Source organism: Rossellomorea sp. ABR4_012, assembly GCF_056159545.1.
In genome coordinates this window covers 379,183-393,226 of sequence record NZ_JBSWVK010000003.1, presented here as the reverse complement: position 1 = coordinate 393,226, position 14,044 = coordinate 379,183, and the positions used below count along the sequence as shown (strand labels likewise).

Genomic DNA, 14,044 nt, shown 5'->3' with positions numbered 1-14,044 from the left:
CTTATTCACCCAACTCAATCACAATCGGATCCAGCTCAATCTCCTCATGCCCCTTCCCAGACATCAAACTGGCAATTTCAATCGGCTGGATGATGAGCTGACTGGCACCTTCCTGGATTGTACCGAACGCGGTCGTTCCTTCAAAGGTTTTCCCTTCATCGTGCGAAACACCGCCGCCGCCCGTGCCGTCCATGTACACATGACCGAGATCATCGGTGACCCGGAATACTGGAGTCACACTCGGCCACTTTTCATGGAACTCTTTCTTCACCGCCTGCTCGTAGGCAATGACCGTGGATACATCCGTGAATTCAATCGATTTCAGCGTAAAGGTCACATCTTTATCTTGAACGGTTTTATTCACTAGCTTCTGCTCTCCCTCCACGCGCTCCAGCGAAAAGGCGAATGACCAATCCCCCTCAACCTCTGTATCATTCTCAATGTTCGAAAAGGCGTGAGGTGTCCAGCTGATGTCGACCTCTTCCGGATACTCTCCATCTTCAAAGTGCGGCGTAAAGGTAAATAAGCCGACATAGCGCGTTTCGCTGATCTTTGTGATTTCATTCGTGCCGCTGCTTCCTTTTGACCCGGCGACTTCAAACCAATTCGGCCCTGTGATGTGCATCGCCTCTCCGAAATCTTTCTCCGTTTCAATCGCAAACGACACCGTAATATTCGTCCCGTCGTATACCGCATTGTCAATCATGACCGTCACCCCATTATCCTTCTCTGCCAGACCGATATCTGTAGAAAAAGTTTCAAAGTTTTTGTTGTCTTCACCGTTGAAATAACGGATGACGTCATCCATAAATGGTATCTGTGACGCAACAGACGGGATCGCAAAACTTGCTGCCGTTGTCGCCCCGATAATAATGACAGCAGCCGCTGCAGCCCTGCGCCAAACCGGTGCTTTTTTGCGTTTTTTCAATACGTGCTGTTTCACCCGTTCTTTTTCCACATCCGTCACGTCCAGTAACTCAAGCTGATCGACATCGAGTTCCATCCATTCCTTCATGCTCATATCAGCAACTCCTTTACCTTCACATTAGTGGCCAAGATCTTCTTACCGCGGTACAGACGGTTATCGATGGCCGCTTTCGTCAATCCGAGGCTGTCAGCAATTTCCCCATTCGAAAGCTCCAAATAATATTTCATCATAAAAATATCCCGGTCGTGATCCTTTAACTGACTAATCGCAGCCAATAATTCATCTCTCTCTTCACGCTTCAAAATGGACTCTTCCGTTCGGAAGGCACTCTCATTCTCCTTCAGCATGGCATCCGGTTGCTCACGCTCAATCCGCCTTTTCGCCTGACGATACCGATCGATCGCTTTATACTTCGCAATCATGCCGATCCATTTTTTAAAATCCTGCGGTTCACCTTGAAACTGATGCGCATTTTGCCAAACCGTCAGAAACACATCATTGATGCATTCATCGATATCTGGCTGCTTCATGCTGTGAAGGATCTTCGCCGCAATCGTCTTCACAAGCGGCATATATTCTTCGATGATGAATTCAAGTGCATCTTCTTTCTGTTTCTTTAACCGGGTAACAAAGTTTGTCGAGGAACTTTTCATCTTTTCCGCTCCTTTTGTTATTGAAAAAGCTTTTTCATAAAGTACAACGACTGGCGTAAGGAGTTATTCTCAATAAAAATAAAAATTACCGGATTTCACAGCTAAAAACTCTATTAAACACACAAAATATAGCCCGAATATGTATATGTATCACTCAGCCTCTGTTTCGTGAGGCATATGATTGTAATGCTGGCCCGATTCCTTGCACAATCAACCAAATTCCAGCGCCGGGCAGCACCCATCCACTCTTTTATTATCGATTTCTTCAAAACTATTATCGAAAACGAAAGATTTATTATCGGAAATGACCGTTCTATTATCGAATTGATGCCAGCCTCTCAACTTTATTATCGAACACCCTGTCATATTATCAAGCTATTTTTGTTATGATCGAACAGGTAGGTACATGATCGAATTGGACCAGTAATTGATGGCTCTATAAAAAAAATCTCTCAAACCCAGCCCTCCAAACAAGCCCCCTCAACCCTGCCATGATACAATAAAGCAGAAAGTCCGTATTTTCAAAAAAGGGGAGGGTATTACAATGTTTACAACAGTCAATGATTTCTTACAGGAATGGAAACAGGAAGCAGCGGTCACGCAAAAGGTGCTTGATGCACTGACCGATGAATCGTTGAAGCAAGAGGCTGCTCCAGGATTGTACAGCATCGGAAGTGTCGCCTGGCACATCACGGGAGCCGCTTATTACTTCCCGTCTCAAGTCGGCATCACATTTGAGGTTCCGGATCTAAGGAAAGAGGCACCTGCCACAGCTGCTGAAATCAGCGAAACTTATAAACTAGTAAGTCAGCGTCTGACGGAAGCCGTATCTGAGCAGGTCTCAGATGAAAAGATGAATGAAATGGTGAATTTATTCGGGATGGAGATGCCGATTCAGGCCGTATTCCGCCTGCTCATCCAGCACCAGGCCCATCACCGCGGACAATTGACAGTCCTGATGAGACAGGCCGATTTGAAAGTTCCCGGCGTCTATGGTCCGAGTAAAGAAGAATGGGAAGCGATGAATGCTTCAAAATAGGCAGAGAGGAAACCGGCGGAAGCCGGTTTTTTTGTACAATCGAGATGACTTTCCTCTCTCAACATAAAAAAGGGTTTCCCCCCTTTCCCGCCGAATGTGTATGTCATAGATTAATTGAAAGGAGAAACACCATGTACATCCCGCATCATTTTAAGATCACAGACAACTCGATTGCATATGACATCATAAACGAACACGGCTTTGCGACGCTCATTTCCCAACACAACGGAATGCCTTTTGCCACTCACTTACCTTTACTGTTGAATAAGGAAAAAACCTGTTTATACGGACATGTTGCCCGCCCAAATCCGCAGTGGAAGGAAATCGGTAGCCAAACCGTCCTCGCCATTTTCCAAGGTCCGCATTGCTACATCTCCCCCTCCTGGTATGAGACGAATCAGTCCGTCCCCACCTGGAATTACGTGACCGTCCACGTATACGGCGAAATCGAGCTTGTGGAGGATGAAGATGAGGTAAAAGAATCCCTGCAGGATCTGGTGATGAAGTATGAAGAAACTGACAGCTCCTACAAATTAGAAGATGTCGATTCAAAGTATCTTGCCGGCCTGAACAAAGGAATCCAGGGCTTCAAAATGCACATCACGAAAATCGAAGGAAAAGCGAAATTAAGCCAAAACCATCCTGCGAACCGGCAAGATCGGGTGATTCAGCAACTGGAAAAAATCCCGCGTACGGATGAGCAGGGGATTGCGTTGTGGATGAAGCGGAATCGAGGATAGAGCTAAGAAATGAGGCTCGTCCTTTGACACACAGTTTTGTGTCAGAGGACAAGCCCAACATTCGGGGATGCTCCGATTTCCTTGTAAATTTGCTCTAAAGCAGCATTATTTTTCAAAAAAATCTCTTTAAATTCGTCGTTGCGTTTGGTTCCAGTCTATATTTAAGGCATATAGCCCAATTCAGGCAGGCTGCACCCCAAAACCAAACCGCCGGCCCCCACTTATTATCAAAAACGGACCTGATATTATCAAAAATCCGGATATATTATCAAAAACACAACTTTTATTATCATAAATCAAAATATATTATCAAAACGCCAGAATTGCCGTCATCTCGAGCCATCTTCCAAAAAGAAAATCCCCGCCTCATCAGGCAGACTCACTATTTACAAACTCCCCTCGATATTAGAACCAGCAGCACCTCCCCATCCACTCACTGAAAAAAGCACAATTTCCATAGCCAAAAAGATACCCAACAAAAGTAAAAAAATAGTAATATTAGGTTGTTACCAACATAAAGGAGGATACCTTCCATGAACTTCGTCTTTGACCTCGACGGGACCATTTGCTTTAAAGGCGTGCCCGTCTCGAACCGGATCAATGATGCCCTCAAAGATCTTGAGGCCGCAGGGCATACCATCATCTTCGCCTCGGCCAGGCCGATACGGGACATGCTCCCCGTACTACATGAATATTTTCATCATCACACCTTGATCGGCGGAAATGGGGCATTGATTTCAGAAGAGGGAAACATTACGTTTGCCAGAAGTTTTTCACAGGAGCAAGTGGAATACATAAAGAAGTTGATCAACGATCACCGTGCGACGTACCTTATCGACGGGGAGTGGGACTATTCCTACACCGGAAGCGACAGCCATCCCATCCTCAACAATCTCGATCCTGAGAAACGGGCATCCAATATCAGCCTGACAGACCACGCATCCATCATCAAAGTGCTGATTCTCAGCGCTGACAACAAAGACGAATTGCTACAACAATTGTCCCATCTGGATGTGGTCATCCACATGCACGGTCAGGAAGATGTCATCGATATCAGCCCAAAAGGCATTCACAAACTCACAGCCATGCAGCAGCTGTCCGGTGACTATATTGCCTTTGGAAATGACGCAAACGACATCCAACTGTTCAAAGGAGCCACGCACTCTGTCATGATCGGCCATCATGAAGAACTGTCCGGGTACGCAGATGAATCCATTTCCCTCTTGGGAGACTATGAAGGGGAAATCATCCGCAAACTTCGTGAACTGTGTGATTACGGTTGTCTCGAGAAAGTATAAAATCTAAATAGGGCCTGTCCCCCGGTGACGTGCGCTTACCGGGGGACAGGACCCTATTACCATTCACTCTAAGCAGCCCCAATCAGGCGGACTCCCTTTTTAAAACAACTCCCCAATCGACTGATAATTGACCTTATCCTGATGGAGCTTTCTCAAGCTGCTGTCAAGATGCTTCATGAGTAGTGTTTGGAGTTCTTTCTCTTCTCCGCTTTCAATATGTTTGATCATCCGTTCATGTTCGAGCAGATCCCGTTCTTCATTCTCCTCATCGAACACATCATATAACACCATATAAATGGTGATCCGGTTGAATAATTCCTCCATGAATTCAACGAGATAGCGGTTGCCGCTTACCTCCCCGAGAATAAGGTGAAAGGCATTGTTTTTTTCCTGATATAAAAGAATTTCCCGTTGATCGCAGGCCGTTCTCATTTCCTTAAGAAGTTGTTTCATCCGGATGATTTCTTCCTCTCCGAGATGCGAGAATCCTTTCTGGACCGCCATTTCTTCCAGATTTTTTCGCATTTCAAATGCCTCTACCATTTCACCGATCGTCGGCTGGACGATGAATGCTCCCCTATTCGGGATCACATTCACGAGACCTTCCGACTCTAGTTTTGCAATGGCGCTTCTGATCGGTGTCCGGCTTGCATTGACCTTTTCGGCGATCGCACTTTCCACCAGCTGGTTGCCTGGCGCGATCTGCCTGTTCAAGATGGCATTTTTGATGAGGTGGTACACTTTTTGCTCGACTGTTTCTTTTCGCATTTACATTAACCCGCCTATACGTGCTTTTTTCCTATTTTATCATAGGGTTTGGCAGTTATCGAATAATATTGTAGAACAATCTTGTTCAAACATTTCCCCTGTGCTATAGTATCCTAGTATTCCAATAGAACGGAGTGATGACATGAATACAACAACTGCGAAAGAAATTACGTTAATCATAGTAGGGTCCCTGTTCTTTGCCCTTGGCGTGAACTTGTTTGCCATTCCGAACGAACTCGGTGAAGGCGGCGTGACCGGGATCTCGATGACCCTTTATTATGTCCTTGGATGGTCGCCGGGTATCACAAACTTCGTGATGAACGCAGCTCTCCTTGCGATCGGATACAAGGTGCTCAATAAACGCGTGACATGGTATACGATGCTTGCGATCTTCTTTACGTCCCTTTTTATTAAATTGACAGAAGGCATGGGTGAATCCATAGACATCATGCTTGGGACTGTGTTTGCCGGGGTATTCATCGGTCTCGGGCTTGGTATTGTGCTGCGTTCGGGAGGTACGACGGGCGGCTCGACGATCATTGCCCGCATGCTCAATCAGCATTTCGGCTGGGCTGTCAGCACGACGATGTTTGTCTTCGATATTATCGTTGTCCTTGGCTCTTCGTTTGTGATCGGGATCGAAAATACGATGTACACCGGAATCTCGATTTATATCAGTACGAAGATCCTAGATTACTTGATTGATGGTTTCGATACGAGAAAGGCGGTCACAATCATTTCTGCACAGACGGACGACATCGCTGAAAAAGTGAGCGCTGAAATGGACCGAGGCGTGACCGTTATCAATGCAAGAGGTCATTATTCGAAAGAATCAAAGGATATCTTGTATGTGGTCATCAATAAGCAGGAGCTATTCCTCTTAAAGAAAATGATCCAGCAAATTGACGAGAAAGCCTTTGTCGTTGTGCACGATGTGAGAGATGTGTTTGGGGAAGGGTTTACGTTTCCGAAGACATAAATAAGATAAAAAGGGCCTGACCCTCAGCGCACTAATGCTTTAGTGTACCGGGGGTCAGGCCCCTTTGTTCGTTTGTTCGTTAACAAACGATCAAGCCCTAATCCTGTATATAAGGCTGATCCCTCAAATGACTCGTACGTTCAGCCATCGCATAGTGAAGCTCATCATACTCCACCCAGCGCATAGGTATCGTCAATTGAAGGACATTCTCCTTGTTGAAGATGTTGATTTTCTTTTTATCGTAAGTCACTTTCTTGATCTCCTGAAGAGGGATGCTTTCCTTCTTATCCCCTGCCACCTTGATCAATTCCCTGCCGACGATGGATACGGCACTCCGCTTTTTCTTCCAAAGTTCATAGATTGTCAGAATACCGCCTAGAACGGTGAAACCGATGGAAATGAACACATCCTCATCAATCCCGTTCATGAAGACCCTTATCCAATGGGTAATAAGCAGGGCATAGAATAACCATAATCCTTTTGAGAGGCTTGGGGAACTTTCATAATATACCGCCTGTTCACTTTCAAGATGATCCTCTTCACGCTTTTTCATAAACAGCTGCTTGTGCTCTTCAACAGTTTTGTCATGAAAAGGTTCGAAATCGGTGTAGGTGCCTTCCCATATTTCCGCACCGTCGTCCTCTTCCTCTAAAATATAGCCTCCTGCCCACGCCGCCAGGACTTCCCCTTCATGCTTGAAGCTCAACAGATAATAGCGGAGAGGCTGGCCGTATGAATTGACGGTGTCGACTGAATCAACGACCTGGATATTCTCCGGATATATACCGAGATGCTCCCCTTCTTCATCACGCAGGAATACGAGATGGCTGAAAAGGTGTGACTTTGCCAGAACCGGCTGTTTCGGGCTGATCGGGAATAAATGTTCTTTCTTGCTTTCCGCCAACCCCCAATACATCATTTCCGAACTTTCCATATTGGACGAAAGCCTTTCAAGGATGTCCCCGCTGACATGAATGTTCTTATTTATACACACGCCTGCCGCATTGCTGCTGATTCGCGGATCATTGAACAAAACAGCCTCTTTTAAATATTCCTCTGCCTCTTCGGAAAAATAAAAGTTCATCAATCCGATCAGGATATTGATCCGGTACCTCAGCAGGAAATAGGAATCTTTCCACGATTTATACACATATTTGGGCTGATATTCTGCATCGTATGATTGATACTCGTCCCTCAGCTGTTTATAATCCGCAAGGAGCACCGGTAAGATTTTAGACCGTTTATACCCGGGCTCAACCCCTGATTCATTGATGGCTGCAATGAATTCATAGATCATAAATTTATAATGTGGTGATTCAATTTTGTCAAACGTCTTATCCACAATCCCCCGTAGGAGCACCGGAAACTCACATAGCTCCTCGATCGGCAGTTCGACTTCCTCATCCAGAATCAATTGAACCGTTTTATCACTGATTTCTTGAAAAATCCCTTCATCCTTCGTCAATAACAAACATTCCAGGGCACGGACTTTTGCCTGCGGATCCAACCGATCAAAGTTCAGAACGATTTCATCAATGATTTCCGGCATCGGATAATCACAGACAAAATCAATCAAACAAAGAGAAGGGTTATCCCAGCTGTCGACACGCTCCGGAAAAGAAGAAGCCGCTGCCTTCACCATATCCTTCAACAATTCAACCCGGATTTTCAGGTCATCATTCTCTTTTAATTCATAGAAACTTCCCATCGCATCAAAGCGCTTTTCAGGATCAGGACTGTGCAGCTGCTTCATCATATTTCGTAATGTAAGTTCGTTCATAATTTCCCCTTCTCTAAACAAATCAATAGGTTTCTTCATCATTTTATTATGGGGAAAGATAGAATACACGTGTCTTATTACCTACTAAACTATAAAATAATAACAAAAACAGGGCCCGCCCTCGGTACAGGGGGACAAACCCTCTATCTGTTCATTAACACGATCAATCTTCCTTCGGTTTCGATTTCACCCATCCAACAATTCCAATCCCGATCAGCACCGCCCAGAAAATCCCTTTCCACACTGGGCCTTTCGCAAATTCGTAGGCAATGATCCCCACGGATGGATGAGCCAGCGTATAGACGGCAAGCTTGACCCCGACCCAGCCGACCACGACAAAAGCAGCCGACTCAAGTCCGGGACGTTTCTCCAGCAGGCCGACAAACGCTGATGCTGCAAATCGCATGATCACGAGGCCGATGATCCCACCCAGTAAAATGACGATAAAATGTCCACCGTCGAGTCCGCCGATTGCCGGAAGATTTGTCTTAGGCAAGGTCACTGCCAAGGCAACTGCCGCCAATATCGCATCAACCGCAAATGCTATATCCGCTGCTTCGACTTTGACCACTGTCCACCAGAAACCGGATCCCTTCGGCTCTTCCTTGTCTTTCTTTTTTTCCACTTGTTTCTTAATGACGTGCTTTTTAATTAAATGGTAAGCAGCGATCCCCAGCAGGTACAATGCACCGATCGCCTGCACCTGCCAAATGTCCACGAGATACGAAATCAGGAACAGCGAACCGAATCGGAAAAGGAATGCCCCTGCCAGACCATAAAACAACGCCTTCTTCCGTTTCTGCTCCGGTAAATGGCGGACCATAGTAGCTATAACCAGCGCATTATCCGCAGCCAGAATCCCTTCCAAAGCGATCAAAATCATTAAAACCCAACCGTACTCCAGTAATAGTGACCATTCCAACCGTCATCCCTCATTTCTCCATTTTTGATAGGCATTCACACTGACATTGATACAGCGATAAGTTGCAGCACAACCCTTCCATCCCCTTCACACCACTCCTTTTTCCCATAGAAAAAGACCTCTACCGATTGGTAAAGGTCTTTGGTCTGCATCTATACGCAAGAAATCCTTTACCTAATCAGGCAAAGGTCTCGCAAGCAACGTCTTCGTTGCCAAGTGAGCCGGAGATGGGAACCCCATCACGGAATGACGGCATACTTGAAAGCTACTCCCCTTTGGAGTCTTTCCTATTCACGTTTCCCACCAGAACGGTGGCTGTAAGTTAACTATAGCAAGCGGCTGAATATATCGTCAAGTAGGTGTTTTTATTATTTTTTCTGTGAGAGTAGATGGCGGAGTGGGCCACGGGGTCAGGTACGTTGACCTGCTTCCTTGAATTTATCCGCAGGAGGCTGGATTAGCCAATGGAAAGCCCACGACCTCTCTTCCTGCCACAATCCAAGCACGTAAAAGATAAATGAGTCTATTTTTAGCTGACTGGATTTTGGAGACTGAATGAGGTGCAGGCTAAATAGCAGATTCGGCTCTACTTTTAAAACAAATAGCCCCGCGAACAGCGGGATCAGCCTACTCATTCTGCGATTGGGACAACGAACCTGTCCCCTCCCATTCAGGAATTAAAGCTACTAAAAAGTGGCTATTATTAATATATGTATATTTTATTACCCGGAACTAGAACCGGGCCGAATGCCAGCTGCAAGTCATTCAGCCTTCCTACTTACTTTCGATAACGATTTCAAAAAAGTATCCATCACCAATCCAGACACGGGACAGAAGTTTGTACCGATTTCTTTAAAAATGACAAATAACTATCTTTCAAACAACCATTCTCACAAAAGAATGAACGATCTTGACCAAAACCTTAAAAAAGTTATTGAACAAGTTGTAGGCGGACATGAAGAATTTATTAAGAAGTTTGGCCACCCTTAAGTATTTACTCCACCACCCGCGGCCCCAACACATGAAGGACAATATCCGCAGTGAAATGAGCAATCATTGCAAACTCCAACCCCATGAAGACGAAGAGTGCTCCAAACACCAGTCCTCCGATCCCATTTATCACCAGCATGCTGAGGAAGATCCCCATACTCATTTCTAAGTTGGCAGCGGCTACACTGTAATGCATAACCCCGAAGACCAGGGATGAAAGGACGATCGCCATCCATATCTTCGTCTTCGTCACCGCCCCTTTCGTGAACTTCAGGAACATCCAAAGAATCAGTGTAATAAGAAACAGCCGGAAGATTGACTCTTCATTCACGGCCGCTCCGAACGACCCGAGCAAGCCCAGCCACCAGGCAGGCTCATTCAATGAGGAATTGTCCACACCGAGCGGTTTTGAAACGATCAGGCTGAAGATGCTGATGGCGATTCCAGCAAGGATCCCGTACAGGGCAGAATAAATACCCTTCATCTTAAAAGAACGAAGCGGCTTGCTTTTATTGAACATTACCTCGATGATCGGGACAGTGAGCTTTACTTTTTTAGCGAGCCACAGCCCGATAAACAACAGGATACCCGCTTCCAGTAAAACTTGCACGACATAAAACAGGGTGAAGGACAGCTTGCTCAGCCCCATGACTTCATGAAGGTTTTCCCGTGCAATCGCGTAAGGGGCGATCGCAAGTGCCCCCAGAATGTTAAGGAAAAGAAGGGTGAAATACACCTTCCAGTTGATCAAAGCCGGCCGTTTTCTTTCGACAGCTGCAGCAGTGAACCGTTCTTCTTCCATTTCTTCTGCCTCATCATAATCGGCCGTCCTATCCTTGAGGTCACTGATGAGTGCTTCGGGATCATCCATATAGATCAAGGCCTTCCTAACCTCTTTTTTCTGGCCGAAATAGCCGCGTGCGTAAATCGGTTCCCTAAAGACGATTTCATATTTAAGCTCATCCGTCACCCCGAAGATCCGCGTCAGCACCCTCGGTAGTGCAGTAACGTGGAAGACATTCTTTTCATGGATCATGCCGCCGTGTGTATGATAGTGAGTTTTTGCAGGCTGGATGGCTGCGACGTCCCTGAAGTGAAAGCGCAGCGACCTTCTCGCCCCGATATTCATCAGGACATGGTTCCCTTTTAGCTGAATAGGTGAATTTCTAACGAGGTTATAATCGCCTAGCATGTAGAGGATCGTGTAGACATGGAGCACCACCAGGATGTTTGCTCGGAGGGGATCCACTTCTTTTAAGTAGATATGAAAAACGATGCCCTCGATCACCTGTTCATGAAGGAGCGCGATGAATAGCCAGAAATAGTTTGAACCTTTGTGGTAGGCGTAAGTGCGGACATTTTGAGGAGTTTTCTTTTTTAACTTCCATTTAAACAATGCATGAAAAAAGATGACCCATTCTTTCTTCAAGATGGTGACAAACGGGTTCGTATCCATGTCCCCCCGCCTGTATTTCACAAACAAGATGACGGCACCGGCTTCCGCCAGCGTAATTAAAATAATGACGGAAATGATCATCTGCGTGTCCATCTTACTCCCCCTTGGGCTTGTGGGTACGATGGTGGGAATGTTAACCTTCCCGGCAACAGTACCTTATGTAATTTTTTTCCTACTTTTAATGTACGTGTTTTTTTACTACAAATATAGGAATATTTACCTTTATTAGAAATTCAGCCACAACATTGTGTCGATTATGTTAAAATATGTATTTTTTATTGACGCAGGGGCCATGGGGACAGGTCCCTTGGTTCTTTTCTGGCTTGTAAATGCTTGGTTCCTGCCGCTAAAAGCGGGGGTACTCAGCTTACATTCAGCAGATTTTTATTTTATTTGAGCTTGTAAAACATAAATTTGTCTATTTTTAATTAAAAAATTTTCGGTAAACAAGAGTTTAAGAAAAAAATAGAGTTAAGAAGATTAAAAGGGTTCGTTTTTTCTGAATAAGACCCGCTTGAAAGTGACCTGGAAGCTGGATATGATCCAAACTGGAGATTTATGATCCATTCGACAAAAAATACGATCCGTTTTCCGAATTTATGATCCTCTTTCCAAAAATACGATCCTAAATCAAAATATATGATCTTATGATAATCATTCTAAACTGGCAGCACTGGTTTGACACTGGAATATGTCCCCCGGTTCTTTTCTGGCACGTCAAACTGAAAAGCGGCTTGAATCCTTCCGCTAAAGCGGGGGATGGCAGCTTCCAGCCAACAGATTATCTCCTTTATATGAGAGACGCGTGGACAGGTCCCGTGCCCCGCCTGAACCAATTGACCTATTCCCTTGACCTACATCCTTTCATTGTCTTCAGAACGAAACGTCAGAGCAGTATTTACAAAAAAATAACATAGTATAATTTACTAAATATTTAGTCTTTACCGTTCATGCCCACAGAGTCCCTTTTAAGTATTATGGGATAAAACTCTTCCGTTATTTAACAGAACCCCATCTGAGTATCCCAATATATGTAATAAACCCTATTTCTTCCCTCTCTCCCACAGGAATAACAACCTATATTCACCCTTGTATTTATTTGCTAGTTTTATATTGTAAGAAAATACAGAATATTAACATTTGAGACAGAAAGGATGAAAAACGTGAAGAAAAAATGGAAATGGGTAGGGTCACTCCTGCTTGGTGCTTCTTTAATTGTCCCTTCCTTTGGCGTGCAGGCAGACGAACTGTCACAGGTTGAAGACACGGGGCAGGAAAAATTCAGGGTCTACATACAAGCGGAGAAGAATGTGGCCAAGCAGGAGGCGAAGGCTAAATACGGATCGAGATGGGATTTGGATGGGGAGACTTTTTCAACGAGTGTCAATCAACGTCAGTATGAAGCTCTTCAAAACAGCAAATTTCTATCCGTTAAAAAAGTATCAAAAGTTCAGTTAGAACTGCCTGGAGGCTCGAATAATGCTGTATCCCCTGAGGATCAAACACCTTGGGGAATTGAAGCAATCTATGAGGACCCTGCCATTCAAGCAACAAACGGAGGCGAAAACATCCGGGTAGCTGTCTTGGATACAGGTGTGAACATCAGTCATCAGGACTTAAAGAATCGCGATGAACAGTGTAAGGATTTCACTGGTCTCCTTTCCCCTATAAGTGACGGAAGCTGTTCTGATTTACACGGTCACGGAACCCATGTAGCCGGAAGCGTTCTAGCTGACGGGGGAGATGCAGGGACAGGTATTTATGGTGTTGCTCCGGATGCTAAGCTATGGGCTTACAAAGTTCTCGGCGATACGGGAATGGGATTCTCTGATGATATCGCTGCTGCCATCCGTCATGCGTCCGATGAAGCAAAGCGCCTTGGCGTGAATCTTGTGATTTCGATGTCCCTTGGTTCTGATGGGAAGGACGAGCTGATTTCCGAGGCAGTCACCTATGCAAACAATAACGGTACGCTGGTTGTAGCGGCTGCTGGAAATTCAGGTCCTGATGAGAATACGATTGGATATCCAGGCGGTCTTAAAGATGCCGTTGCTGTGGCTGCCCTTGAGAATACCAATGAAAATGGAACCCTCCGCATCGCAGATTTCTCTTCCAGAGGAAACCCTGCAACAGACGGAGACTATGTGATCGGAGAACAGGATGTGGAAGTTTCTGCTCCTGGAAGAGATATTTTATCCACATGGAATGATGGTCAATATAATACAATCAGCGGTACATCTATGGCGACTCCGCACGTATCGGGACTTGCCGCAAAGATTTGGGCAGAAAATCCGTCCATATCTAACGCAGACCTGAGAAAAGAACTTCAAAACAGAGCCAAAGCGAAGGACATCCTTGGAGGCTTACATGCCGAACAAGGTGATGACATCGCTTCTGGATTCGGCTTCCCGACAGTAATCCAATAAAGAGTGAAAAGCCTTCTTATCCTCATGACTATAAGGATAAGGAGGTTTTTTTGTTGATTATTAAG

Annotated in this window: 12 protein-coding genes; 6 read left to right on the top strand and 6 right to left on the bottom strand. The window is 45.3% G+C overall.

All coding sequences use genetic code 11. The features are described from left to right. Position 1: 1 nt before the first annotated feature. Together ACXAFV_RS15025 and ACXAFV_RS15020 are read right to left on the bottom strand one after the other, a co-directional pair. Positions 2–1,021: a DUF4179 domain-containing protein gene (locus ACXAFV_RS15025; protein WP_475127650.1), complete on the bottom strand. Its 1,020-nt coding sequence runs from the start codon at positions 1,019–1,021 to the stop codon at positions 2–4. Next, positions 1,018–1,581, bottom strand: a complete 564-nt coding sequence (locus ACXAFV_RS15020) for a sigma-70 family RNA polymerase sigma factor (protein ID WP_475127648.1) — start codon at positions 1,579–1,581, stop codon at positions 1,018–1,020. Before ACXAFV_RS15020 ends, ACXAFV_RS15025 begins: the two co-directional genes overlap by 4 nt. Before the next feature lie 544 nt (positions 1,582–2,125). Here ACXAFV_RS15020 and ACXAFV_RS15015 point away from each other — a divergent pair. From ACXAFV_RS15015 to ACXAFV_RS15005, 3 genes are all read left to right on the top strand, one after another. Continuing rightward, positions 2,126–2,620 (top strand): DinB family protein, encoded by a 495-nt coding sequence (locus ACXAFV_RS15015; protein ID WP_475127647.1) that lies wholly within the window; start codon positions 2,126–2,128, stop codon positions 2,618–2,620. Positions 2,621–2,751: 131 nt separating this feature from the next. Beyond that, positions 2,752–3,360: an FMN-binding negative transcriptional regulator gene (locus tag ACXAFV_RS15010; protein WP_475127645.1), complete on the top strand. Its 609-nt coding sequence runs from the start codon at positions 2,752–2,754 to the stop codon at positions 3,358–3,360. Positions 3,361–3,893: 533 nt separating this feature from the next. Next, positions 3,894–4,658 carry an HAD-IIB family hydrolase gene (locus tag ACXAFV_RS15005; RefSeq protein ID WP_475127643.1) on the top strand — a complete coding sequence of 255 codons (765 nt, stop codon included), beginning with the start codon at positions 3,894–3,896 and terminating at the stop codon, positions 4,656–4,658. A 99-nt stretch (positions 4,659–4,757) separates the two neighbouring features. Here ACXAFV_RS15005 and ACXAFV_RS15000 read toward each other — a convergent pair whose 3' ends face one another. Beyond that, positions 4,758–5,426, bottom strand: a complete 669-nt coding sequence (locus ACXAFV_RS15000; RefSeq protein WP_475127642.1) for a GntR family transcriptional regulator — start codon at positions 5,424–5,426, stop codon at positions 4,758–4,760. Positions 5,427–5,568: 142 nt separating this feature from the next. Between ACXAFV_RS15000 and ACXAFV_RS14995 the strand changes: the two genes are divergently transcribed. After that, on the top strand, positions 5,569–6,405 hold the full coding sequence (locus ACXAFV_RS14995; RefSeq protein WP_475127640.1) for a YitT family protein: 837 nt from the start codon (positions 5,569–5,571) through the stop codon (positions 6,403–6,405). A 97-nt stretch (positions 6,406–6,502) separates the two neighbouring features. Here ACXAFV_RS14995 and ACXAFV_RS14990 read toward each other — a convergent pair whose 3' ends face one another. Continuing rightward, complete coding sequence (locus ACXAFV_RS14990; RefSeq protein ID WP_475127639.1) at positions 6,503–8,185, bottom strand: hypothetical protein; 1,683 nt, start codon at positions 8,183–8,185, stop codon at positions 6,503–6,505. A gap of 163 nt (positions 8,186–8,348) precedes the next feature. Next, entirely contained in the window at positions 8,349–9,107 is a 759-nt protein-coding gene (locus tag ACXAFV_RS14985; protein WP_475127637.1) for a TerC family protein, read from the bottom strand. 747 nt (positions 9,108–9,854) lie between these two features. Between ACXAFV_RS14985 and ACXAFV_RS14980 the strand changes: the two genes are divergently transcribed. After that, a complete protein-coding gene (locus tag ACXAFV_RS14980) occupies positions 9,855–10,097 on the top strand; it encodes a hypothetical protein (protein WP_475127636.1) in 243 nt (80 codons plus the stop codon). A gap of 4 nt (positions 10,098–10,101) precedes the next feature. Here ACXAFV_RS14980 and ACXAFV_RS14975 read toward each other — a convergent pair whose 3' ends face one another. Continuing rightward, positions 10,102–11,646 (bottom strand): CPBP family intramembrane glutamic endopeptidase, encoded by a 1,545-nt coding sequence (locus tag ACXAFV_RS14975; RefSeq protein WP_475127634.1) that lies wholly within the window; start codon positions 11,644–11,646, stop codon positions 10,102–10,104. 1,061 nt (positions 11,647–12,707) lie between these two features. Between ACXAFV_RS14975 and ACXAFV_RS14970 the strand changes: the two genes are divergently transcribed. Further along, entirely contained in the window at positions 12,708–13,979 is a 1,272-nt protein-coding gene (locus ACXAFV_RS14970; RefSeq protein WP_475127633.1) for a S8 family peptidase, read from the top strand. Positions 13,980–14,044 lie beyond the last annotated feature (65 nt).